23 protein-coding genes are annotated in these 25,234 nt (G+C 43.3%); 13 read left to right on the top strand and 10 right to left on the bottom strand.

Annotated elements, in window-relative coordinates; all coding sequences use genetic code 11:
* Window positions 1–8: 8 nt before the first annotated feature.
* The 7 genes from QL919_RS07520 (at window position 9) to pnp (ending at window position 6,540) form a co-directional block, all read left to right on the top strand.
* Window positions 9–398: a ribosome-binding factor A gene (locus QL919_RS07520; RefSeq protein WP_290188937.1), complete on the top strand. Its 390-nt coding sequence runs from the start codon at window positions 9–11 to the stop codon at window positions 396–398.
* Window positions 399–407: 9 nt separating this feature from the next.
* Complete coding sequence (gene truB / locus QL919_RS07515) at window positions 408–1,472, top strand: tRNA pseudouridine(55) synthase TruB (RefSeq protein WP_290188936.1); 1,065 nt, start codon at window positions 408–410, stop codon at window positions 1,470–1,472.
* Between the two features lie 385 nt (window positions 1,473–1,857).
* Window positions 1,858–2,382, top strand: a complete 525-nt coding sequence (locus QL919_RS07510) for a type 1 glutamine amidotransferase domain-containing protein (protein WP_025652582.1) — start codon at window positions 1,858–1,860, stop codon at window positions 2,380–2,382.
* A gap of 74 nt (window positions 2,383–2,456) precedes the next feature.
* Entirely contained in the window at window positions 2,457–2,618 is a 162-nt protein-coding gene (locus QL919_RS07505) for a hypothetical protein (RefSeq protein WP_290188935.1), read from the top strand.
* Between the two features lie 126 nt (window positions 2,619–2,744).
* Window positions 2,745–2,921 carry a hypothetical protein gene (locus QL919_RS07500; RefSeq protein ID WP_290188934.1) on the top strand — a complete coding sequence of 59 codons (177 nt, stop codon included), beginning with the start codon at window positions 2,745–2,747 and terminating at the stop codon, window positions 2,919–2,921.
* A 374-nt stretch (window positions 2,922–3,295) separates the two neighbouring features.
* Window positions 3,296–3,562 (top strand): 30S ribosomal protein S15, encoded by a 267-nt coding sequence (gene rpsO, locus QL919_RS07495; RefSeq protein WP_147223548.1) that lies wholly within the window; start codon window positions 3,296–3,298, stop codon window positions 3,560–3,562.
* 857 nt (window positions 3,563–4,419) lie between these two features.
* Window positions 4,420–6,540 carry a polyribonucleotide nucleotidyltransferase gene (gene pnp, locus QL919_RS07490; RefSeq protein WP_290188933.1) on the top strand — a complete coding sequence of 707 codons (2,121 nt, stop codon included), beginning with the start codon at window positions 4,420–4,422 and terminating at the stop codon, window positions 6,538–6,540.
* Window positions 6,541–6,648: 108 nt separating this feature from the next.
* On the opposite strand, the gene QL919_RS07485 is transcribed toward pnp, so the two are convergent.
* The 6 genes from QL919_RS07485 to QL919_RS07460 all read right to left on the bottom strand — a co-directional run bounded on the left by QL919_RS07485 (window position 6,649) and on the right by QL919_RS07460 (window position 11,484).
* Window positions 6,649–7,575, bottom strand: coding sequence for a haloalkane dehalogenase (locus QL919_RS07485; protein WP_290188932.1), 927 nt, complete (start codon window positions 7,573–7,575; stop codon window positions 6,649–6,651).
* Window positions 7,576–7,729: 154 nt separating this feature from the next.
* On the bottom strand, window positions 7,730–8,107 hold the full coding sequence (locus QL919_RS07480) for a hypothetical protein (RefSeq protein WP_290188931.1): 378 nt from the start codon (window positions 8,105–8,107) through the stop codon (window positions 7,730–7,732).
* A complete protein-coding gene (locus QL919_RS07475) occupies window positions 8,026–8,292 on the bottom strand; it encodes a hypothetical protein (protein ID WP_290188930.1) in 267 nt (88 codons plus the stop codon). The genes QL919_RS07480 and QL919_RS07475 overlap by 82 nt, the downstream gene beginning before the upstream one ends.
* 28 nt (window positions 8,293–8,320) lie before the next feature.
* Complete coding sequence (locus QL919_RS07470) at window positions 8,321–8,929, bottom strand: hypothetical protein (protein WP_290188929.1); 609 nt, start codon at window positions 8,927–8,929, stop codon at window positions 8,321–8,323.
* 131 nt (window positions 8,930–9,060) lie between these two features.
* On the bottom strand, window positions 9,061–9,318 hold the full coding sequence (locus QL919_RS07465) for a YheV family putative metal-binding protein (protein WP_290188928.1): 258 nt from the start codon (window positions 9,316–9,318) through the stop codon (window positions 9,061–9,063).
* Window positions 9,319–11,484, bottom strand: a complete 2,166-nt coding sequence (locus QL919_RS07460) for a M3 family metallopeptidase (RefSeq protein WP_290188927.1) — start codon at window positions 11,482–11,484, stop codon at window positions 9,319–9,321.
* A gap of 694 nt (window positions 11,485–12,178) precedes the next feature.
* Between QL919_RS07460 and QL919_RS07455 the strand changes: the two genes are divergently transcribed.
* From QL919_RS07455 to QL919_RS07445, 3 genes are all read left to right on the top strand, one after another.
* Window positions 12,179–13,291, top strand: coding sequence for a hypothetical protein (locus tag QL919_RS07455; protein ID WP_290188926.1), 1,113 nt, complete (start codon window positions 12,179–12,181; stop codon window positions 13,289–13,291).
* A 285-nt stretch (window positions 13,292–13,576) separates the two neighbouring features.
* Complete coding sequence (locus QL919_RS07450; RefSeq protein WP_290188981.1) at window positions 13,577–14,332, top strand: endonuclease/exonuclease/phosphatase family protein; 756 nt, start codon at window positions 13,577–13,579, stop codon at window positions 14,330–14,332.
* A gap of 96 nt (window positions 14,333–14,428) precedes the next feature.
* Window positions 14,429–15,436, top strand: coding sequence for an NADP-dependent oxidoreductase (locus QL919_RS07445; RefSeq protein WP_290188925.1), 1,008 nt, complete (start codon window positions 14,429–14,431; stop codon window positions 15,434–15,436).
* 16 nt (window positions 15,437–15,452) lie between these two features.
* Here QL919_RS07445 and QL919_RS07440 read toward each other — a convergent pair whose 3' ends face one another.
* The 3 genes from QL919_RS07440 to QL919_RS07430 are packed head-to-tail and all read right to left on the bottom strand — an operon-like array spanning window position 15,453 to window position 19,018.
* Window positions 15,453–16,070 (bottom strand): alpha-ketoglutarate-dependent dioxygenase AlkB, encoded by a 618-nt coding sequence (locus QL919_RS07440; RefSeq protein ID WP_290188924.1) that lies wholly within the window; start codon window positions 16,068–16,070, stop codon window positions 15,453–15,455.
* Between the two features lie 53 nt (window positions 16,071–16,123).
* Complete coding sequence (locus QL919_RS07435; protein ID WP_290188923.1) at window positions 16,124–17,014, bottom strand: alpha/beta hydrolase; 891 nt, start codon at window positions 17,012–17,014, stop codon at window positions 16,124–16,126.
* A 51-nt stretch (window positions 17,015–17,065) separates the two neighbouring features.
* Window positions 17,066–19,018 (bottom strand): ABC transporter ATP-binding protein, encoded by a 1,953-nt coding sequence (locus QL919_RS07430; protein ID WP_290188922.1) that lies wholly within the window; start codon window positions 19,016–19,018, stop codon window positions 17,066–17,068.
* A 385-nt stretch (window positions 19,019–19,403) separates the two neighbouring features.
* Here QL919_RS07430 and QL919_RS07425 point away from each other — a divergent pair, with 385 nt between their 5' ends.
* The 3 genes from QL919_RS07425 to QL919_RS07415 all read left to right on the top strand — a co-directional run bounded on the left by QL919_RS07425 (window position 19,404) and on the right by QL919_RS07415 (window position 22,955).
* The gene (locus QL919_RS07425) at window positions 19,404–20,252 is read left to right on the top strand and encodes an EamA/RhaT family transporter (RefSeq protein WP_290188921.1); all 849 of its coding nucleotides are present in this window, start codon (window positions 19,404–19,406) and stop codon (window positions 20,250–20,252) included.
* A gap of 295 nt (window positions 20,253–20,547) precedes the next feature.
* Window positions 20,548–21,438 carry a fructose bisphosphate aldolase gene (locus tag QL919_RS07420; RefSeq protein ID WP_290188920.1) on the top strand — a complete coding sequence of 297 codons (891 nt, stop codon included), beginning with the start codon at window positions 20,548–20,550 and terminating at the stop codon, window positions 21,436–21,438.
* Between the two features lie 188 nt (window positions 21,439–21,626).
* On the top strand, window positions 21,627–22,955 hold the full coding sequence (locus QL919_RS07415; RefSeq protein WP_290188919.1) for a hypothetical protein: 1,329 nt from the start codon (window positions 21,627–21,629) through the stop codon (window positions 22,953–22,955).
* Between the two features lie 179 nt (window positions 22,956–23,134).
* On the opposite strand, the gene thiC is transcribed toward QL919_RS07415, so the two are convergent.
* Window positions 23,135–25,054, bottom strand: a complete 1,920-nt coding sequence (gene thiC, locus QL919_RS07410) for a phosphomethylpyrimidine synthase ThiC (protein ID WP_290188918.1) — start codon at window positions 25,052–25,054, stop codon at window positions 23,135–23,137.
* Between the last annotated feature and the right edge of the window lie 180 nt (window positions 25,055–25,234).

Here is a 25,234-nt window from a genome sequence, read left to right as displayed (position 1 = left end):
GTAATAACATGAACCAACGTTTACAACGCTTAGCCGATCAAATCCAGCGCGAGCTTGCTGTTCTGATCAGAGATGAAGTCAATGACCCTCGTTTGACTGGTTTTGTCACTATTTCTAGCGTCAAAGTTAGCCCGGATTTGGGATATGCCGATGTCTATGTGACTATCATGGAGCCAGAGCTCAACGATGCCATGACTAAAACCAACCACGAAGAAAGTATCAAAGTGCTTAATAAAGCAGCAGGTTTTTTGCGTACTGAGCTGAGCCACAGTCTAAAGACACGTACCACGCCGCGTCTGCGTTTTCATTATGATGAGGTGACTGCCCGTGGTAACTATATGATGGACTTGATCAGTCAAGCCGTCACTAAAACTGAAAAGAATGAGAATGACGAGTAAGCCAACATTATGTCTATACCCTCTCAACAAGCTGATAAAATAAAAGTCTCAGGGGTTATCTTAGTAGATAAGCCTAATGGTATGACCTCACAGCAAGTGGTGTCAAAGGTGAAGTATCTGTTTAAGTCGCCTATACATGACAGCAAAAAAGCAGGTCATACCGGTACCCTTGACCCAATGGCAACGGGTTTATTACCTATTTGCCTAGGTGAGGCGACAAAGTTTAGCCATTATCAACTTGATGCAGATAAATCTTACCAAGCCACAATTTTACTTGGTAGCCAGACAGATACAGGTGATGCCGATGGTAAAGTGGTCGAGCAAGCACCTGTTCCACTGTTTGATAAAGATTTATTAGATGACATTACCAAGCAGTTTTCAGGTGCTCAGCAGCAGATACCACCCATGTATTCCGCACTAAAAAAAGATGGTAAAAAACTCTACGAATATGCTCGTGCTGGCATTGAAGTAGAGCGTGCGCCAAGAGATATTGTCATCAAAGCCATTGATTTAAAAGCGCTTGATCATGAGCAGATTCAATTAACCGTGACCTGTACCAAAGGTACTTATGTACGTGTGCTTGGTGAAGATATTGCCAAGGCAATCGGTACGCTAGGGCATCTGACAGCGTTGCGACGTACGCAAGTTGGTGACTTCACTATTGATAAAGCCATCACCTTGTCAGCACTAGAAGCACTGACGTTGGATAGCCGTCAAGAATACCTATTGCCAGTGGATGCCTGTATCGATATTGCAGCTGAGATGATATTAACGGATGAGCAGTGTAAGCGTATCCATATGGGTCAACGCCTAAATGTCTTTGAACAATTGACAGATGATATCAGAAGCTATATCACTAAGGACATTGATAATCAGGCACTGAATAATACAGAGGAGGGTCAGCAAGAGACCGTTTCTGATGCAAATAATGGCAATCAGGCCGTTAGTACACAGGCGTTAGTACATGAAATCCCAGTAGATATACGTTTGATAAACGAGCAGGGTCAATTTCTTGGCTTGGGTGCTGTGAGTCTCAATGGGCGGTTGCAGCCTAAAAAGTTGATTCAGCGCTGATAATAGAGTGATTGCTATAGCTAGTCTGTTAACTGAGGCCTATTCAATTTACTAATAGTTTACACTAATCACATACCGTCACATTTTATTGCAGGTTTCACCTATGGTGAAACCTGTTTTTTTTGTACAGTAGATACACCAGCTAGGGAAGACTGGATGAAAAATAAACTGGAAAAATAATATAACAATAAAAAATTAGAATAAAAAGCATGCAGAAAGGACATTCTTTAATAAGAAAAAATATGTCAGAGGATGACTATTATTAATGCAAAAATCATTTATCAAATCATAATAAACAACAAAAATTATCGCGCAATAATAAGTTCGATTGTAAAAACTCGAATGTAAATAAACAGAAACAAGTATAGACAGAAAAGGAAATATTATGAAAACGATCGCTTTTTTACTACACAATAATTTTGAGCAAGCAGAATACGAAGACGTTAATAACCAGCTGAAAGACAAAGGTTACAAGACCCTTCTGATCACTACTAATGAAGATAAAGAAGTGCAAGCTATGCAGCAAGATGTAAATAAAGGTGATACCTTTACTGCTGATATCTTCGTAAAAGATGCAAATGTTTCCGATTATGATGCATTGGTACTACCAGGTGGTACGGTCAATGCGGATACCATTCGCGGTAATAAAGAAGCCCATGACATTATCAATGCTATCAATGATGCAGGTAAACCATTAGCTGTGATATGCCACGCTCCTTGGGCACTTATCAACACGGGCATTGCTAAAGGCAAAACACTAACAGCCTATCATACGCTGCAAACCGATTTAGAAAATGCTGGTGCGACGTACGTCGACAAGACTGTACAAGTCGATGGCAATTTAATTACTTCGCGTAATCCAGACGATATCAGTAACTTTGTCGATGCTATCGATAAAGCATTGTCTTAAATTTTGCTTCATTTATTGAAAGATGAAAAATTAAAAATTCTCAACTATTTATAATTACAATTAAGGAAAATATTATGTCTAACTCTAACCCAAATGATGCTGAACTTGAGCAACAACGTGCTGAATCGGCAACCGCCGCTCTTAAGAGCCAAACTGAAGACAACCATACTGAAAACAGCGAAGCAGCAGCAGACCGCATTGCTAGTAATGTAGAAGATGCTAAAGAAGACAAATAGTATCTTTGTGTGTCATTCAATCTAGAATGGCACAACTGCATTTGGCTTTAGCTTAGTAGCAATAATTATCTTAGTATTGGTAACTGTAAAGTAGCTATTTCGAAAAATAATAATGTAGGAGCTAACATGAATAACTCAACAGATAATATGGACGCGCAAGAAAAAGAAATTCAGCAATTATCAGAAGACATTGATCCTAGTGAGGATGCTACTCCTGATAGTTTGGCAGAAGTCACCACAGCGTCGCCACTTGACGATGACGAGCTAGGTGGTAACGCGACACAAGACGATGTCAACAAATAAGCAAATCTAGTGATCTGTTGATGAATTGCCTTCCTATTAAGGTCAAAGCCAAATTTACAAGTATTATGAAAAACTGCTGCTAGTTCAGCAGTTTTTTGTTATAATTGCCCTCACATTTAAATCAGGTTTTGAATAATGTATGTTGGTTAGATCGACACCTTAACTAGGTATTGGCTTTGACTCATATAATGCATACGTTCAAACGTGTTAAATGGTTGTTATCTTTAACCGAGCTTGTCGTACACTAGGTCAACTCTAGTAATGCAGGGTTGTCCTGAATGGCGTACAAGTTACTTTATTTACTATTCTATGGCTTCAAAAGATGGCTCAAATTCGAGTGCATCTTGGAGCTTTTAGCATTGCCGGAGATATTTATGCTAACTAATACTGATCGCGAACAAATCATTGCACAATACCAGCGCGGCGAAAACGACACTGGTTCACCAGAAGTTCAGGTAGCTTTGTTGAGTGCTCGTATCAACGATTTGCAGAGCCATTTTAAAGCACATAAAGCTGACCATCATAGCCGTCGCGGTCTTATCCGTATGGTTAACACACGTCGTAAATTGCTTGATTACCTAAAAGGTAAAGATCTTGGTCGCTATACCACTCTTATTAGCCAGTTAGGTCTACGTCGTTAATACAGCGACGATAGTACGAGTGGTTGCTAAGATAAACATTGCCATCCTGTGGTATTGTTTTGAAATATTGGCCAGACCACTTAGAACTTGCTTGCTGAATTCGATAAAATAGATTTTTCTAAAAACGGTGTGGAATAGTTTCACGCCGTTTTTTTATGCTTATTACTATCGTTAATTGAATTTAAAAAAGGTACAAGATAACGGAGTGCAGACCTATATGTCATACGTCAAGCGAGGTTAACGATGTCACTCTTTTATAGTGAATTGACTACATAATGATTTAAAGATAATAAGTTGAAAGGCGCACGATATTAATAGCGCCAATAAGTAGTAATTGATAGATAGCTTATGATAGAGAAGAGTATTCTATGAATATAAGCAATGTGCCAGTCACCAACTTACGCTTGGTTTTGTAATTAATTGGTCAATGGCTATAAATCACTGTAAAATAATGCATTGTGAGCGGAATAGCTCAATAGATTGGCTACTTAGGTAGTGATTAACAGTAAGGCCGTATGATTAATACTGGTAATGCGATTACTGATAAGGTGGTTGCAACCAAAGTAAGTACGCTAAAAGGTAAGGTTGAAGAGCACCATGTCAGTGCGGATTTACTATAAACGCTTTTATACATTGTTTTTATCGTAAGTCCAAATTTGAACAGCCAAACATACTTAAAAGTAAGATGTCTATCGTAGACATACTAAGAGATAACTGGGTAAAAATATAAATCATCGTTAATGGCATTTAAATACAAAGCCTATTAATTAATGATTATATACAAAGAATTTTAATGACAAATATCAGCTTTAGATAATGCTGATATTACTCTTGTCAGTCAACATTAGGAAGATTATATGACAATGTTTAATACCATTAAGCGTGAATTCCAGTACGGCAACCAGCAGGTTGTTATCGAAACTGGTCGCGTAGCACGTCAGGCAAACTCTATTTTGGTTCACATGGGCGGCGTGACTGTACTTGTCGCAGCGGTTGTGAAATCAGAAGCAAAAGAAGGTCAAAACTTCTTTCCGCTAACGGTGAACTATCAAGAAAAAATGTATGCTGCGGGTAAAATTCCAGGCGCATACGGCAAACGTGAAGGCCGCGCGAGCGAGTTTGAAACACTAACCTCACGCTTGATTGACCGTCCGATTCGTCCGCTATTCCCTGAAGGTTATGTGAACGAAATTCAAATTACTGCAACGGTTGTGTCATCAGATAAGACCCAATCAGCAGACATCGCTGCGCTAATCGGTGCTTCAGCAGCATTGGCCATCTCTGATGCGCCATTTAATGGTCCTGTTGCTGCAGCCCGTGTTGGCTTTATCGGTGGTGAATACGTACTAAACCCAACGCTTGAGCAGCTTAAAGAAAGCGATCTTGACTTAGTTGTGGCTGGTACCAAATCTGCCGTATTGATGGTTGAATCTGAAGCAGCAGAGCTGTCAGAAGATCAGATGTTAGGCGCGGTATTATACGGTCATCAGCAACAGCAAATCGTTATTGATAACATTGCTTCAATGGCAGAAGAGATCGGTACTGCTAAGCAGCAGTATGCTGCCCCTGAGCGTGACGCGGCGTTAGAGAGCAGCATGAAAGAGCAGTTCGGCGAGCAAGTTGCTGACGCTTATACCATTACTGATAAGCAAGCGCGTTACACCAAGCTTGATGAGATTAAGCAATCAATCATTGATACGCTTGCTGGTGATGCTGAGTCAGAAACGTATGCTGATACGGTATCTGAGCTAAAAGAAATTTATAACGACCTTAAATACCGCACCGTTCGTGACAACATCTTGTCAGGTAAGCCGCGTATCGATGGTCGTGATCTTGAAACGGTTCGTGCCCTTGACGTACAAGTAGGTGTATTGCCATATACTCATGGTTCAGCACTATTTACTCGCGGTGAAACGCAGGCATTGGTGACCACTACTTTAGGCAACAGCCGTGACGTTAACATGATTGACTCACTAGGTGGCACTATCCGTGACCATTTCATGCTGCACTATAACTTCCCACATTTCTCAGTGGGTGAGACAGGCCGCGAAGGTATTCCAAAACGTCGCGAAATCGGTCATGGTCGTCTAGCACGCCGCGGTGTACAAGCGATGCTGCCAGACAGCGAACGCTTCCCATACGTCATCCGCGTAGTATCGGAAATCACTGAGTCAAACGGTTCATCTTCTATGGCCTCTGTTTGCGGCGCAAGCTTGGCATTGATGGACGCAGGCGTACCAATTAAAGCACCAGTTGCTGGTATTGCGATGGGTCTGGTTAAAGAAGGCGAGCGTTTTGCGGTACTGTCAGACATCCTAGGTGATGAAGATCATCTTGGCGATATGGACTTTAAAGTCGCTGGTTCTAAAGACGGTATTACTGCTCTGCAAATGGATATCAAAATCGAAGGTATTACACCAGACATCATGGAGCAAGCGTTAAAGCAAGCCCATGCTGGTCGTATTCATATCCTTGATGCGATGAACAAGGTATTGCCTGAGAGCCGTACTGAAATTAACGCTCATGCCCCTAATTATGCGGTTATCGAAATCAACCCTGACAAGATTCGTGACGTCATCGGTAAAGGCGGCGCGATGATTCGTCAGCTAACCGAAGAGACTGGCGCGGTTATTGATATCGATGATGGTGGCACGATTCGTATCTTTGGTGAAAACAAAGCCGCGACTAAAGCTGCTATTGGTAAAATCGAAGCGCTAACGGCTGAAGTTGAAGTGGGCAAAACGTATGAAGGTACGGTTGCACGTATCGTTGACTTCGGTGCGTTCGTTAACGTCTTACCAAACACGGATGGCCTAGTCCATATCTCACAAATCGCAGAAGAGCGCGTAGAGAATGTATCAGACTACCTAAAAGAAGGTCAGGTAGTTAAGGTATTCGTTCAAGACGTTGATAACCGTGGTCGCATCAAGCTGACTATGAAAGGTATTGAGCAGGGTACAACGATAACTGCTGAATAAATAGTTTATTGCTTGACATAAAAGACCGCTTTGAGCTGTTAGTTAATAACACTCAAAGCGGTTTTTTTATGGGTGTTATTTATCAATCTAGATACGTTGCTGTCTATTTTAGACGGTAGGATTTTCAGCAATAAACTTAACCAGTAGCTCAGCCACTTTTTCGCCCTGGTCTTCTTGCAAAAAATGACCCGCGTTGGTAATAGTCGTATGTGCCTGACCTTTCGTTCCAGGTATCAGCTTTTGTATAATCCGGTCACCACCAGCCGTCACAGGATCAGAGTCACTAAAAAAAGTAATGAAAGGTTTGTTCCATTTGCTTAGTGTGTCCCAAGCTGCACGATTGTTTTCAGAGGCGGGATCATCGGGTGTGGTCGGTACCAGTATCGGAAACTGTCTAGCGCCTTCTTTGTAAGATTCATCAGGGAATGGGGCGTTGTAAGCATCGATGACGTCTTGCGACAGCTCAGTCGTGGTACCACTATTAATGATGCGACCGACATGAAAATGTGGCGTATCCTGTGAGAATTGTTGCCACTGACGAAAGCTCTCTCCAGGGTCATGATCGCCTGTCGGCAGCATCGTGTTGCCTGCTGCTACCCGAGAAAATCTGTCTGGATTGTCTGCAACTAGACGCAGACCGATTAGGCCACCCCAGTCCTGACAAAACAACGTGATGTTGGTCAAATCTAACTGCTCAAGCACTGATTGCATCCAGTCAACATGGCGCTGATAAGTATAATCGGTACGAGCAACAGGCTTGTCTGAGCGCCCAAAGCCAGGCAGGTCTGGAGCAATAACGCGATAACCCGCTGCTATTAAAATTGGTATCATTTTGCGATAGAGATAACACCATGAAGGCTCTCCATGAAGCAGCAATATAGTGTCAGTATGTTCTGTATCAGCATCAGCACTTTCATCGAGATAATGTACACGTAGCTCGCCACCCTCGCTATCGTCGACCATTAAATAATGCGCTGCAAAGTTGTAATCGGGCAGGTTTTCAAAGTATGAGTCAGGGGTTCTAAGCGTATCCATGGAGTGTCCTTATCCTTGTGATATATAGTCGTGCCGCTTTAGGTAGCAGAGATGCAATTGCTAGAGTAAAGTTAGCATAAAAATGGATACCTTATCAGGATAATGTTTGAGAGACTCCGGTTTTTTCTATTGCCTAGCGGGGATTTTGGGTTCTTTAAATCTTAATACTTTTAGGAATATGCACATCGACAATTAGCTTAGGTAAGCCTTGTAGCTGCTGAGTCAATAATGGCAAAGTCTCAGTCTTCCAGTCTAAAGGGGCTACACTTGCTGAATGAATGGCATGGTTCGAATCGTCTCGGCGAGTGTCATAGATAAATGGACGTGCGAGTAGGGCAACCCGACGGATGCCTTGATAACGTATCAGCGGCATAAGCTGCTCAGCCAAATCGCTCAAGGCCGCCGTTAGCCAACGCGACCGTGTTGGGTGGTAAGGATGATCAAAGATGACTAGGTTGGCGATATAACTGGGCTGATTGCCATTATGACTGGCACCAAGCCCAGCTTGTTCACGTTGGTGCTTATGTAGCAAACAGCGACCAAGCACAAGCTACCATCACGGCAAGCACGATGATAGCGTTGGTAATTATCAGGGAATAGTGTCTTAGTTCGGGTGAGGATAGGGTCTAGCAGTATGCCTGCGCTATTAACCGGTAGGATAAGCAGCTGTGCGCTACTATTTAAGATAGGGGCATGGGTTAATTGTATGTTTGCCATCATCAGCCCCTTTATTAGAATGATACTTTTATTCTACCGCAGTCTCGGCAGGATTATTCGCTTCTAATTGAGCTATTTGCTGTTCGAGAAGTGCAATTTGTTCAGCTTTCATATCAGTGAGCTGCTTGTTCATTGCCAACTGCTCAGCGGCCAGTTTCTCTTGTTCTGCTAAGCGCTTGCGTTCATCTTCCAAACGATCAATCTCTTCTTTGGCTAGGCTATCATTCTTTGGTAGCGGTGCATTTAGGATGGCAGTGGGGCTTGGTACCTGAATTTTGGGTGTGGGAGATGTAGCAGCGTTGGCTTCGCTATCTTCAACAAGATTATTACCTTCATCAATAGTCGTATCATCAGTTGAGGTGTCATGAGACATAGCAGCCTCAGCACTTTGTGATGCCTCTGTCGCTGTCGATGCCGCAGCTTGTGCTACCTCGGTTTGTTCGTCCATTGATGGCACTGACGTTGATGACTGACTAATAGGTTCGCTGGTTTTGGGCTCAGATTGTTGCCAGAACCCATAGGCAACTGCAATGAACAGTAAAGCCAATATAATCGCAATCCAAATTTTACGGCTCGAATTTGCGGCTTTTCCTTTTAAGCGTTTGTCTAATAAAGGATGGTTTTTTTTGTTTTTCATACTACAGTCGATTTATGTCAAAAATATAAGTAGCCATACTATAGCAAACTCAAAATAAAAAGCCTATCTATTGATAGACAGGCTTAAAATACCGTTAAATTATACAGAGCGTGCTCAAAGAAACCATTGGTTTATAGTTTGAATTTCACTGTACCGCTGGTGCCTGTATTCATTGCATCACGAGCGAGCTGGTCTTCAGCATGGTTTTTTGCGCTGATGGCATCAGGGTCGGGGCGATGCTCTGTATGTCCGCACTGCGTACATTCTATATATTCATCTGGCGCAGGTGTGACGATGTTTACTTGCACCACCGCATCCAGCGCCTGACATTTGGGACAGCGAACGCCTGCTAAAAACCGGCGCTTTGGCGTTGATGATTGATAGCGCATTTAGATAACCTCGCGCGTCGTTTGAGCATTGGCAGCCTCGACACCTTTAGTATTTGCAAAACCACTGTGACGTAATAACGCATCAATGCTGGCGCTGCGGCCACGGAAGTTTTCAAAGTTTGTTTTAGCAGGAAAACTTCCGCCCACTGATAAGACAGTCTCACGAAACGCTTTACCTGTGATCGGGTTGAAGATACCCTCTTCTTCAAACTTACTAAACGCATCGGCAGACAACAGCTCCGCCCACTTATACGAGTAATAGCCTGCCGCATAGCCACCGGCAAAGATATGACTAAAGCCATTGGCAAAACGGTTGTAGTCAGGCGTTTGCATGATAGCAATATCATCTCGAACCGTATTTAATGTTGCCAAGATACCATCATAATCAAGCGCTGGCGTGTGCGCATGAATCAATAAGTCAAACAGCGCGAATTCGATTTGACGTAGGGTTTGCATGCCGCTTTGGAAGTTTTTTACCGCTAGCAGGGCAGCAAGTTTGTCTTGCGGTAACGGTTCACCACTCTCAACATGACTACTAATCAGCGCAATACCTTCTGCATCCCATGCCCAGTTTTCCATAAACTGACTGGGCAGCTCTACTGCGTCCCATTCCACGCCATTTACGCCAGCGACATCACCAACCGTTACTTGAGTCAACAGGTGATGTAGTCCATGACCGAACTCATGGAACAAGGTCAAGACTTCATCATGGGTCAATAAGCTTGGTTTGCCATCGAGAGCAGGGGTAAAGTTGCCCACCATAAAGCAGACGGGCAGCTGCTCATGGTCTTGTTCGTCATAAGTATAACGAGACTGAAAACCACTCATCCAGGCACCGCCGCGCTTACCATTACGGGCAAATAAATCAAAGTAAAAGCCGCCAAGCAGGTGGTCATCAGCATCAAATAACTGATAAAAACGCACATCATCATGCCAACGTGACACAGATTCACTGTGCTCTTGTACTTTGATACCGTAGAGACGCTCTACGATAGCAAACAATCCGCTAATCACTTTTGGCAGTGGGAAGTACGGGCGGATTTCTTCTTGCGATAAACTGAACTCGCTTTGTTTTACTTTTTCAGCGATATAAGCACTGTCCCACGGCTGTAAGTCGATAATGCCATAATCCTGCGCACACTTTTGCAGCTGTGCTAAATCTTGCTTAGCGGCTGGGGTCGCTTGCTTGGCCAAATCTCGTAAGAAAGTTTCAACTTCTTCCACACTATCTGCCATTTTGGTCGATAGTGAGACGTCTGCATAATTATCAAAGCCTAATAGTTTGGCCTTCTTCTCCCGTAATTTTAGGATTTGACCCATGATATCAGCGTTATTGAGAGACTCACCTTTGGCATTGGTGTGCTGATCAAATTCAGAGGCACGGGTAACATAAGCGCGGTAAAGCGTTTCACGTAAGCTGCGGTCATCTGCATGAGTCATAACAGCCAAATAAACAGGGATATTTAAGCTTGCTACATAATAAGGCGTCGGCAATGCGTCAATATCTGCTTGCGTGAGGGCGCCGCTGGCAAGCTCACGCGCTTTGTATTGTTCACCAGCATCAGCTAAGAGCGCCTGTCCGCTTTCGGTTACACCTGCCAATTGTTCTTCAGTAAGTGGCAGGGCATACGCTTGTGTCGCGTCCAATATGTGGTCTGAGAATGTTGCAGATAAGGTTGAGAGCTCACTTTGGATAGTAGCGAATTTTTCCTGTTCAGCTTTCGGCAGTGCGACACCTGACAGCTCAAAGCTACGCAGCGCAAGCTCGATGGCACGTGCTCGTGCTGGCTCTAGGTCAGCAAAAAACTCAGTGTCATTGACGATAGCCTGATAGTGACTAAAGAGCGGCTGATGCTGTCCGACCCGCGTGCCATATGCAGACAGCTTAGGTAACAGCTCATGATGGACATGACGGATTTCGTCATTGCTCATAACGCTATTGAGGTGCGACAAAACTCCCCAACTGCGATCTAACGCCAGGTTGATATGGTCAAAGGTCATTACCTCCGTCAAGGCGTTCTGAGCAGTAATATCATCAGTCGCTGCGCTCATGTTATCTAAAAACGCATTGGCATCATCGATAGCGCCGATGACTTGTTTTTGTAGAGTAGTCGGTGAAACATTGTCAAAATCGACAAGTCGTAATGCTGGAGAAAGGGCTGTCATAAAGGTATCCGATATCTGATGGTAGAAAATGAGTGAATTATTATTGGTTGGGTATTATTTGGTATAAGTAATTTGCTTGGCGCAATGTATAGAGCGTACAAGTCTTAGAATGCTTTGTTAATTGGTTGTATCCATAGACCCTGTATAAAAGATGGGTTCGTTTGGTAAAAATGCAACCTAATCCACGGACGATATAAGAAGTAAAGCACTCGATATAACGTCAATTAAAAATGAAACTGTTATAGAGGTAGACGCGCTACTGGTATAAATTTTACTTGCGTGCTGCGTTCCCAGAGGCTGCGCAAATTCACCCCAGTAGCACTGTGTCATTTTTAAAGTGTATTAACCATAGTGAGTAATGTGCTGATAAGGTAGCTGTATCACGTAATAAAGACCGAGCGTTTACTTTTCATAGCCACTCTGTCTTTTATCACACCATAGATTGCTCTGCTTACAAAGCATTATCATTTGCTTGCAAATTAACCCTACAGAGAGTGAGGTTTAACTGTTAGCATCAAGGTAATGGATTGCAAGCATCAATTTAATATATTGATAAAAAACTATTGATTGAGATAAACGGATAATGTCACACGAGTCTTAATAAAAGTGCTTTTAAAGACAAGCCAGTGATTTATCGGTTTTAAGAATTAATATAATAAAAGCAGTTAAATGATAATAAAACAAGGAGCAATATATGAAAGCGACTCTCAAAAGCTTACGTGAAACCAAAGCCAACCCTGCGGTCAGTATCTTTGTCAAAACTCATCGCGAGCATCCTGCCAACGACCAAGATCCTATTGCCCTAAAAAACCAATTAAAAGTTGCCGAAGAACGCCTAACCAATGAGTACGATAAACGTACGGCGACCACTATTTTGGACAACATTCAAGCTAAGACCAATGAGCTTAATCATAATTATAACCTTGATACCTTAGCGATATTTGCCAGTACAGATGATGTGCAAGTTATCCGTATGCCTATTGATACCAAAGAACGTGTTGTCATCTCAGACCGCTTTGCGACTCGTGATTTAGTCCGAGATATGGCAAGCGCCGTTCATTATTATACGGTCGTATTGACCCGTGATAGCGCCCGTTTAATCGAAGCATCGAACGACCGCGTTATCAGAGAGTTTCACAAAGATGATGATGCTCAAAAAAATATGGAAAATATTCCGTTTCCAGTGGAAAATAATGGCCCATATACCACAGGTGATGGTGGCTCAGACCGTTCATCAAATAACGAAAGCAGCTACTTAAAAGAGTTCTTTAACCAAGTTGATAAGAGCGTGCAAGAGCTATGGGGTGAGCATAAAATGCCACTCGTCATCGTGGGTGATGCTAAGAATATAGGCTACTATAAAGAAGTGTGTGACCGTCCTGACAATATCATTGCCACAGTATCAAACGCCACCAACCTAGAAGATGGCAGTGCTCAACATATCGTTGATAGTGTGCAAGAAGCCGTCGAAGGATATCGCTCGTCGCTACATCAAGAAGCCTTAGGTGAGATTGATAAAGCACGCGGTGCCAGTATGCTACAGACTGACCTGCAAGAAGTCTATCGCAGTGCCTTCCAAGGGGCAGGTGAGACACTTTATGTCCGTCGTGGCTATATGCAATCTGCTAAAATCGATGAAAAAGCGCAAACGCTAAGCCCAGCAAATGATGCGACGGCAGAAGGTGTCACGGATGATGCGATTGGTGAAATCATCGAACACGTTATTCATAATGGTGGTAAAGCCGTATTTATGCCGCAAGATATTATGGGTGAAGATCAACCAATTGCTCTGGTAACGCGTTATTAACGCACTGATGCCATCTATTAATGAGGTTTATCTACAGATTAGCCATTGATAGAATATAGGTATAATATGAGGGCATTGCTTCGATAAGAATCAATGCCCTTTTTACGTTAATGCATGCACAACCTGTTATGGTTAAGCATTACATCAACAATTGCATCAACAAACAAACAATTAATTAATTACCAATGTGCAGAGCCTTGCTACATGACACGGCGTTGCGATAAATTCTGATAAAGCGCTATCCACCTTTACTCTACAAATACTGAGTTTATGACTAATAAAATGATGACAACCACGACTTCTTTTGTTTTGACCAGCTATAACATTCACAAAGGCATGTCGCCGATGAATCGGCAGGTCAAAATACAAGGTATCGCCCAAGCGCTCGATATCATAGGCTCCGATGTGCTGTGCCTACAAGAAGTACAGGGTCAAAATCTCAAGCGCAACATGCAATATAACGAGTACCCTGACCAATCCCAACATGAATGGTTCGGTGAGTATCTGCAGTTGCAAAATAGCTATGGCAAAAACTCAGAGTACGAGAACGGTCATCATGGCAATGCCGTATTGAGCCGTTTTCCACTAGACCCAAAGCATAACGTCAATATCACGGTGAATAAGCTCGAGCAGCGTGGTGTATTGCACTGTGAGGTGCAACCACTAGGCTGGGAGAGACCTGTGGTGGTGTTATGCGCGCACTTAAATTTGTTTGAACGTGATCGTATCAAACAATATGAAGCCATTGCTAACTATGTCCGTAATGAAATCGATCGCGATCAGCCACTAATTTTGGCGGGAGATTTTAATGATTGGAAAAAAATGTCCTGTGATAAGTTGGCTGCCAGCTTGGGCATGACTGAGGCTTTCAAGCATTGTCATGGTAAGTTGTTGCCGACCTTTCCAGCGAAGCTGCCGGTGCTTAGCCTAGACCGTATCTATGTGCGCAACTTAAGAGTGAAAGACGCATGGGTACATACGGGTAAACCATGGTCAACATTATCAGATCATTTGCCGCTTAGTGCGGAGCTGTCGTTATAGTCAGCTTTATTAGATAGTGAAAGACCCACGAGTAAATGAAAAGTAAAGGATAAAAGTTAAGAGAACCAGTAATAGATAACTATAAGGATATATACGATGTCTAATTCTACGAACAAACAGCAATTACCGACAACACAACATGCAGTGCTGATACAGGCGTTCGGTGAGCCTGAAGTCATGAAGTATCAAGACGGCGTTGATATGCCTGAATTAACGGACAGTCAGGTATTAATAAAGGTCGCTTATGCAGGTATTAACCCTGTCGATTATAAGACGCGTCAAGGTAAAGGCTGGGGCGCGGATGCAATTCAAAAAAACAAATTTGATAAAGATGATGCTGCGATTTTAGGATTCGATGTCGCGGGTGTAGTAGTCGAGAGTAATAGTGATAAATTTGCTATCGGTGATAATGTCGCTGCTCTGAGCTTCGACGGTAGCTGCTATGCTGAGTATGTAGCAGTGGACGCCGCATTGCTGGCTAAAATCCCTGAGAACGTCACTGTAGAGCAAGCAGGTGCATTGCCATGTATCGGACAAACCGCGCTACAGTTTGTAGAGTTTGCCAATATCAAAGAAGGCGAGCATGTGGTTATCAATGCGCCAGCGGGCGGCGTTGGTCATTTGGCGATTCAGCTGTTGATGGACAAAGTCGATAAAGATAATATAAAAGTCACTGTTATTTGCTCACCTGAAAAGTATGACAAGCTTGATACTTTGATAAACAAGCAAAAACTGGCAGGCTGGATTGACTATACCAAAGATGAAGCGTTTCCTGACCTGCAAGCTGATGTACTGCTCGACTTGGTCGGTGATGATGCTGGCGTACGCGCGCTGAGCGTGCTCAAGTCTGACGCTCGTGTTAAGGTGTTGCCGACGATTTGGGTTGATAAGCTTAAAGAGGTAGGTGCTGATAAGAATCTAAGCGTAGAAGGGTATGCCGTGCAGCCAAATGGTGACAGTATGGCAAAGGTTTTGCAGCTTATAGCAGATGGCAAGCTGATCTTGCAGATTCAGCAAAGCTTTCCGTTATCTGATGTGGTGGCAGCGCACCATGAGCTACAAAAAGGCGATACCTTTGGCAAAATCGTTTTAAAAGTAGGTTAAGCTCAAACAAATCCAATCAAACCGATAGCATGTGCCGAAAGGTTAGGCTGATACGTCCCGCTTCTACCGTTTTGGTTTTCGTAATAGAGTGTTTCCAAAAACGTTGCGTCTCACCATGCATGACGATAAGCTGACCAGACTCAAGATAAAGCTCGACTTTATCTTGAGTTTTTTTATGCTTAAAAACAAACTTACGCGTGGCACCCAGTGAGAGGGAAGCGATAACTGGCTGATGGCCAAGCTCTTTTTCATCATCAGCATGATAGCCCATGCCATCAGAGCCAGATGGATAATAATTGAGCAGGCAGGAGTTAAAATCAATATTGATACCGATTTTTAACAGTTGCTGCTCAATATGACGTTTCACATGAAACACTGAATCTGTCCATGCAATGGCTTGACGTGCATGACCAGAATATTGATAGCTGATACCTTTGTCTCCCATCCACACAATTTGGCGAGTGGTGACATGGGTCTTAGCAAATAGCGTTACGATATCAGACTGCCAAGGAAGCTCAGTGAGTAAAGCATTATAGAGAATGTCAGCATCATCAATCACTATCCCTAAGTCATTCACCTGACCATCATAAGGCAACAAGTTATCTGTCGGGGCAGGCGCGAAAAGATCGGTCATAATGAGATGCACTGGCTGTTGGGTTGTTGGCTATTAACATTGACTGCTCTTACTTATTTACTGCTTTGATAATGATCAAGAATGACTTGGGCACACAATTCAGGTGCTTCCATCGGTAATAAATGACCATAATCTAATAGCGATATAACGCTGTCATCAGGGACGAATTTTTGCCACTGTTTACGTACTTTATGATTGATGAACAACGTTGGCTTGCCCGTAATAAGTGTGTAAGGGCAGCTTAGTTTTTTGAGCGATGCATCGATGTGAGGGGCACCAAAATAATTGGCGAGTTCCTGCTGTGGCGCAAACATGAGCGTGTAGCTGCCGTCAGAGTTTGCTACCAAGCTTTGCTCAGCAAATACTCGTAGGTGCTCATCGCTGATACGCCTGTAGGCACGCTGAGCGCGCAAGCTCTCGTAGTAATCATCAATGCTTGCCCAAGTAGATTGCTTGGTCAACGTGCTTTTAAAAGGCTCACGGTTAAGCAAAAACTTGCGTGGCAATAGATTGTATAGCGTGGCTTGTTTTTTGGTAAAGGTCACGGGCTCTATTAAATATAGCTGCGAGAACAGCTCTGGACGCTTGGCGGCAGCCATTGCAGTGGACGTTGCGCCTTGTGAGTGACCAATGCCGACGACAGGATTGTCTTGAGTTTTTTCTAAAAACTCGATAAGCATATCGGCATCTTGCTCACGTGTGAGACGACGGTGCTGCGGCTTATCGTACCAGTAGCCACGTAGCGCAAGCGAGCTTAAATCAAAGTCAGTTGCCAACTCATTTAACAGTGGCGCATAAGTTCCGACAGTAAAGCTATTACCACCATAAAAATGCGCTGGCGCACGTGTGCCCTTATCTGACGCTATCGATTGATTGAGTTCACTAAGATTATAGTAGCGAGCTTGTTTGCCGCTCAGGTTAATGCGATTGGTAAAAGCTTCCATGAAATAAACACGTCCTTGTGAATGGTATGAGTAAAAATAAAGGGCTATCGATTAGCTGTCTTCACCTAAGAATCCACCGCTTTGACGTTGCCACAAGCCAGCATAGACACCGTTTAATGCCAACAACTCATCATGGCTGCCTTGCTCAATAATATGACCTTTATCCATGACTACCAATCTATCAAGCGCGGCGATGGTAGACAATCTATGAGCAATCGCAATCACGGTCTTACCCGTCATAATGTCATTGAGACTTTCGGTGATGGCAAATTCAATTTCAGAGTCGAGCGCACTCGTCGCTTCATCTAACAATAGGATGGGTGCATTTTTTAGCATAACACGTGAGATGGCGATACGCTGACGTTGACCACCAGAGAGTTTGACTCCACGTTCACCCACTTGTGTATCAAGCCCAGTGTTACCCTTATCATCATACAAATCTTTGATAAAGTCCCATGCCTGAGCTTGCTTGGCAGCAGTAATAATCTCTTCGTCAGTAGCATCAGGGCGACCATAAGCGATATTTTCGCGGACAGTGCGATGGAGCAATGACGTATCTTGAGTCACCATACCAATCTGTTGACGCAGCGATTCTTGAGTGACGGCATCAATCGCTTGACCATCGATGCAGATTTTACCTTTATCGACATCAAAAAAGCGCAGTAGTAGATTGACCAAAGTTGATTTACCAGCACCTGAACGACCTACTAAACCAATCTTTTCACCAGGTTTGATGTCCAAGTAAAAATTATCTAGCAATTTGGCGTATGAGTTATCGGACGTTATCGTAGTGGGATTTACCTCGTCTAGACGTTTTCCTTCTAGATTTTTATCATTGTCTAAATCAATACTATCTAAGCCACTGCCGTCTTCATCGCCTTCATAGCTGAAATCAACATGGTCAAAAACGATACGACCATCAGTGACGGTTAAAGCAGGGGCGTTCGGCACATCAATAATAGTTTGCGGCGCTGATAAGGTGCGCATACCATCCTGTACCGTACCGATGCTCTCAAACAGACTGGCCGTCTGCCACATAATCCAGCGAGTCAGACCGTTTAAACGCAGAGCCATCGCCGTTGCTGCGGCAATTGCGCCGACACCGACAGCGCCTTGTTGCCAGAGATAGAGACCAATCCCCGCAGTACTACTGACCAAAATCACACTGATAAGATGGGTTGATACTTCTAAATAACTGACCCAGCGCATTTGTGCATGAACCGTTCCCAAAAACTGCCCCATGGCGTTTTTGGCATACCCCAGCTCACGACGCGAGTGACTAAACAGCTTCACAGTCATGATATTGGCATAAGCATCCGTAATGCGCCCAGTCATCAGTGCACGAGCATCCGCTTGTACAATGGCGGTTTGTTTTAACTTAGGAATGAAATACCACATGGTCAGTGCCACTAGGACGAACCAAACGATAAAAGGTATCAACAGCAGGCTGTCTAAATTAAAGAGAATCACACCAGTGGTGATAAAGTAGACGGTGACATACATAAACATGTCAGTAACTGTCATGACCGTATCGCGCACCGCTAGTGCGGTCTGCATGACCTTGGCGGAGACGCGACCTGAAAATTCATCTTGATAAAACTGCATCGACTGCCCAAGCATGCGCTGATGGAACCGCCAGCGCATTTGCATAGGGAACACGCCTTGCAGGGTTTGGAAATGAATGAACGACGACAAGGCAATCCAAAAAGGACTCAGTATCATGACAGCCAGCATAAGGAGCAACATGTCGCCTTTTTCTAGCCATAGGTTTTGCGGGGTATAAACACCGAGCCAGTCGACGATATTGCCAATCCAAGCAAACAGCATTGCCTCGTATATCCCGATACCTGCGGACAAAATCATAAACAGCAGCAGCCAGCCACGCAGACCGTTGGTACAGGCCCACAGGAACTTTAGCATACCATCACGAGGGGAGGGCAGTGGCATCGGGGTATCAGGGAAGGCGGGTAAGCGGTTTTCGAAAAAACGAAATAGAGCATTCATAGGCGGTAATAAAACGTCAATAGCAGTACGCCAAAATCAACGACGGCACTCGTTATTTTGAATCTTTACTTTTGTTATTAGGGTTGGCTGCTATTTTAGCAAAATTCACCATAATACCTGCATGCTAATTGTAAGTTGGCCGTCAATAACTGCCTGATTTTACTCTAAGGTTATTAGCGGTTGGTAATAGCTGCTACAAATAGATTGCTGTATAAAACATATTTTGTTACATTCTATGGTTTTGTTTTCTTCAGCAGTCAACTTTTACTTTTTGTTCGTTAATGATTGAACGTTTAATAGGTCAGAGGTGGTTTTTCTTAGCATCTGATGGTTGATATACAAATAATAATCACGCAAAGAATGCGGTTTAAAAAGGGTCAGACTCATGATGTATTTAACAATAGCGGTGCTTTGTAGTGTCGCTGTTTCAGTGCTGCTAAAGGTATTGCGTCAAAAAGATGTCGATATCTGCCAAACCATCGTTGCTGGTTATCCAGTGGCCTTTTTACTCACGTGGTTTTTATTAAAACCAGAGGTTAGTGGGATGAATACGCTTGGCAGTGCGTGGGGCATCATTATCGCGCTAGGGGTATTGTTACCCGCTGTCTTCGTTATCCTTGGCCGCGCGATTGAGTCTGTTGGCATGGTGGCAACTGATGCCGCTCAGCGCTTATCATTGATTATTCCTATAGCTGCCGCCTTTTTATTGTTTGGTGAAGTGCTGACGGGTACCCGAGTACTTGGATTGGCATTAGGGTTTTTGGCGTTGGGTGCTTTGGTCTATCGTCCACAGCAGACAGCTATCAGCAAACAAGTGACGCGTGCGCCACTTTGGCTATTTGGTGTGTGGACAGGTTACGGCATCATTGATATCTTATTCAAGCAAGTTGCTAAGCAAGGTACGGCATTTCCGCTGACGTTATTTGTGAGCTTTGGTTTGGCAGGTTTATTGTTGTTTATTTACTTGCTGATCACACGAGTGCGCTGGCAGGGTAATGCGCTCGTGGCTGGCTTGCTACTCGGCGCGTTGAATATGGGCAACATCTATGCTTATGTGCGTGCGCATCAAGTATTGTCAGACTCACCAAGCATTGTCTTTACGGGTATGAATGTCGGTGTCATTGCAGTGGCAACAATTATCGGTGTGGGCGTCTTTAAGGAGCAGCTCAATCGCATCAATATGTTGGGTCTGGTATTGGCGATTTGCTGTGTGGCTGTGCTATTCTTAGCGTAAGGTTTATTACAACCAACGATTGTTAACTGGGGCCTGTTGAACATTCACTTAAAAGAACCAATCGACACGCCTCTGCCTTTATATTTAACTTTTTATCACAGGCACCTAGGCTTTCTTATGATAAAGTTATTGGCAATCAAGGCTGAGTTGTAAGCCAGCCAGCGTTATAAATAACACTAAGTTATAAGATAAATCATAACTAATATGGGTCGCGACGTGGTGAAATCATGAGCCAACGGACGGACTTATTATAATAATGCTAAATATTTATTAATCACAATAGGATGCACTCTCAATGGAATACGAAAAGCAATTACAACGCATAAAAAATGGTTCAGGTTTTATTGCAGCACTTGACCAAAGTGGTGGCAGCACGCCAAAAGCGTTAGAGAATTATGGTATCAGCGGCGATGCTTATGACAACGATGAAGCGATGTTTGATCTGGTGCACGAAATGCGTGCTCGTATCATGACTTGTGATTCGTTTGATAATGAGCGCGTCCTTGGTGCGATTTTGTTTGAAGACACCATGGAACGTGACGTCAATGGCAAGCCGACAGCCAACTATCTTTGGGAAGATAAAAATATCGTACCATTTCTAAAGGTAGATAAAGGCTTGGCTGAACAAATGAATGGGGTGCAAGTCATGCGTCCTATACCAAATCTAGACTTACTGTTGGATAAAGCCAAAAATTACCCAGTATTTGGCACCAAGATGCGCTCAGTGATTTATGAGCCAAGTGCTGATGGGATTGAGCTGGTGGTTCAACAGCAATTTGATGTGGCTAAGCAAATCATCTCAAAAGGCTTTATGCCAATTGTTGAGCCAGAAGTTAATATCGATAGCGCTAAAAAGCATGATTGTGAGCTACTACTAAAGGCAGATATTTTACGTAATCTTGAGCGTCTAAATGATGACCATCAGGTCATGCTCAAGCTAACATTGCCAGAAGAAGAAGGATTTTATCAAGAATTGATTGATCATCCTAAAGTGTTAAAAGTCGTTGCATTGTCTGGTGGTTATAGTCGTCATGATGCCTGCGAAAAGCTTAAGAAAAACCCAGGGATGATTGCCAGTTTCTCACGTGCTTTCACAGAAGGTCTGAGCAAGCAACAAACTGATGAAGAGTTTGCTAATACTATCAACACGTCTATCGAAGAGATTTATGAGGCGTCGAAGGTTTAACAACTGTATTTCAACAAATAGAGTTAAAAGCTATAATTTGATACTAACCACAATCCCAACAGACAAAATATCTGTTGGGATTTTTTTTGTTTTTTTTGTATTGATTTAGCATCAGTTTCAATCTATTATTAGCGAAATTAAGTTCACTTCTATATTGATTTACCGTTAACCTAAATGGATATGTATTGATGAATAAACGCTATCTAAGTTTGGCTTTGGCTTCTATGTTGGCACTTTATGGCTGCGGTGGTGGTAGTGATGGCGGTAATAAAAATAGTGGTGGTACGCCAGAGACGTCAGTCATACCAACTACTAAACCAGATAAGATTGAACCACAGTTACCAGATGTCACCTTTTCTAACGAAATGGCGGCTGAAGAGGGCGAGGACGTCGATCAGTACATTCGCGCACCTGCTAGGTTCAATAACGAAACTGGGAAAATGTATAAGGTTTTGCCAATTTCTGGAACGCACCTTGGAAACCTACATAATGCTGACAGTATTGAAACTACTAGGATTTTTTACCCTGAAAGCGATAGCTATGTGACGGTCAACAAAGGTAATCTTGCTACCATGGCCTCTTTTGAAGATTTGCTACAAGATAAAAACCCAAGTCTACCTGATATTTTCAACATGCTATCTGGTAATCTTGTAGACACCAGTAGTAGTAGCTACAAGCTCTATAAAGGTAAACGTGAAGCTGAGTTTCTTCGCTATACGTGTTCTCGAGCGTTAACGCTTGGTAAGCAAGAGCTATCAATACAGTCTCAGGATTTATCAAATTTTATCAATCATTTAAACAACAATCCTTTTTGTAAAGAGGATACAGCAGTACTGGCAGCCAACTTATCTGAGGATAAAAGTAATGCTTTGAAAGCTCTGGGTGTAACTATTGAACCCTATCTCACTCAAGAAATAGCGTGGGGGAAGACAATGGCATGGATTGGCGTGGCTTATAGTGATGACGTCCTTGGCACTACGAACTCAGTACAGCAAATTATTGATGAGCTATCTCGCAAAGGTATTCACCATATTGGTTTACTCAGTGCGATGGGAGGCACTAACGACAAAGTTATGCTGAATTCTCTGACAGAAGTAGATGTTGTTTTGGGTAATTTGGATGTTTCAGCAGATGAGACGGATTTTTCAGAACTGAAGGCCAACTTAAATCAAAAACTGGATAGTTATAAGTTTGAAACAATGAATAGAGGTGGACAGAAAGTATGTATGAGTTACAACAGCAATAAAATATTGACGTCAAGCTCCTATGAGGCTGAGACGAATATCAAAGGTGAAGTAACACAGTGCGAAGGTTCGGTATACCTCTATATAGATAAACCCGACACTCGCTATAATGAGGAAGTTTATTCTTACGCGGAGTTTTATGAGTATATAAAAGGACTCAATAACGCCCTAGATAATTTTGGCGGTGACAAAGAGTTTTACATTGTTTCCAAGCTAGAATCTGGAGGTATTGATGAAATCCGAAAAATTGAGAAAAAATATCCACTGAATTGAGTATTTAATTTTTAAAAATGTTAAGAGTTATTTTAAAAAAAGCTCGAACCTGATTATCAGGTTCGAGCTTTTTTGATGCGCTGCTATATAGGTTGCCTACATCTCTCTCTATAACTGACGTCCTTCGCTGTTATGTTTACCACTTTAATTAAATGATTAATATCCGTTAAGTCATCTATTTATGAAATAACTTTTTGGTTAGCGGCATCTTTATCCAGTCCCGCCGCATAATCTCGCACGTTTTGAGTGATCTTCATTGAGCAGAATTTTGGGCCACACATGGAGCAAAAGTGTGCCGATTTGTGAGCATCTTTTGGCAACGTCTCGTCATGATATTCACGTGCCGTATCCGGATCAAGCGCTAGATTAAACTGATCATCCCAGCGGAACTCAAAACGGGCTTTGGATAATGCATTATCACGTGCCTGTGCACCCGGATGGCCTTTGGCAAGATCGGCAGCATGAGCGGCAATCTTATAAGTGATGATACCGTCTTTGACGTCTTTTTTATTAGGCAGGCCTAAATGCTCTTTTGGTGTTACATAGCAGAGCATGGCGGTGCCGAACCAGCCAATCATTGCTGCGCCAATAGCACTAGTAATATGGTCATAACCGGGTGCGATATCGGTAGTTAGCGGCCCTAAGGTATAAAAAGGCGCATCCGCACACAGTTCAAGTTGCAAGTCCATATTTTCTTTAATACGGTTCATCGCCACGTGCCCAGGACCTTCAATCATTACCTGCACATCGTGCTTCCAAGCGATTTGTGTCAACTCACCAAGCGTGCGCAGCTCGCCAAACTGCGCTTCGTCATTGGCATCTTGTAAGCAGCCGGGACGCAGACCATCGCCTAAGCTAAATGCCACGTCATATTGCTTCATAATTTCGCAGATATCTTCAAAATGCGTGTATAAAAAGCTTTCTTTATGATGAGCCAAGCACCACTGTGCCATGATAGAACCACCGCGTGAGACGATACCGGTCAAGCGTCCAGCGGTTAGCGGTACGTAGCGTAGTAATACACCTGCGTGAATGGTGAAATAATCAACGCCTTGTTCCGCTTGCTCAATAAGCGTATCGCGAAATATCTCCCAAGTGAGATCTTCTGCCACACCATCAACTTTTTCTAATGCTTGATAAATCGGCACGGTACCGATGGGCACTGGCGAGTTGCGAATCAACCATTCACGAGTTTCATGAATATGGTTACCTGTCGATAAATCCATAATAGTATCCGCGCCCCAACGTGTCGCCCACGTCATCTTTGACACTTCTTCGTCGATAGATGAGCCGAGCGCTGAGTTACCGATATTGGCGTTAATTTTGACTAGGAAGTTGCGGCCGATAATCATCGGTTCGGATTCAGGATGATTGATGTTATTGGGAATAATTGCGCGTCCAGCGGCCACTTCATCACGGACAAATTCAGGGGTGATAATTTTTGGTGTATTGGCACCGAAGCTCTCACCATCGTGCTGACGCATATCGGTCAACTCGTGCTGTTTTTGCGTTTCGCGAATGGCGATATATTCCATCTCAGGAGTGATGATGCCACGCCGCGCATAGTACATTTGTGTGACATTGCCAACTTTACCATCAACCTCTTTTGCACGGCGCGGTTTGTCGATATGAGCGAATCTTAAGTTAGCAGTGCTGATATCACGAGCGCGTGCTTGTCCATATGAGCTGGATAAACCATCCAACTGTTCGGTATCACCGCGCTCTGCTATCCAACCTTCGCGTAGTTTTGGTAAACCTTTGGTTAGGTCAATTTGGGCGTCGGGATCAGTATAAACCCCTGAGGTGTCATAGACATAAAACGGAGGGTTGTGTTCACCTTCATTAGCACCAGCACCGCCAATCGGGGTATCTGCCAAGCTAATCTCGCGCATCGGTACTTGAATATCGGGCCTTGAACCTTCGATATAGATTTTTCTAGAAGCGGGTAATACACGGTGTAAGTCACGGGCGTCTTCTTCAAAACGGGCATCGGTAGACGTGCGGTGGGCGGGCGTTTTTAGGGGGTCCACTTTTTTGTCAGAGCGAGTAGCAGCCGGTTTCGAAGGAGTTCGGGTAGAAGAGGTTTGTATAATAGTCATATGCTGTCCTAGCGTGTTGGTTTTTGAATAAAATCAACACCGCCAGTAGCTGCGGGGTAAGCATTTGTTATATCTGCAAAGTTAGCACTATTACGATACCGAGACAGTCATAGGATTAAAAATACAATGACTGGGCGGAGCAGGGCTATTAGACGCCGCTTATTATTTCTACACTCAATT

This window comes from Psychrobacter sp. APC 3426 (assembly GCF_030408035.1).
Classification (GTDB): Bacteria; Pseudomonadota; Gammaproteobacteria; order Pseudomonadales; family Moraxellaceae; genus Psychrobacter.
The sequence above is the reverse complement of the archived record's forward strand: the minus strand, read 5'-3'. Positions and strand labels throughout refer to the sequence as shown.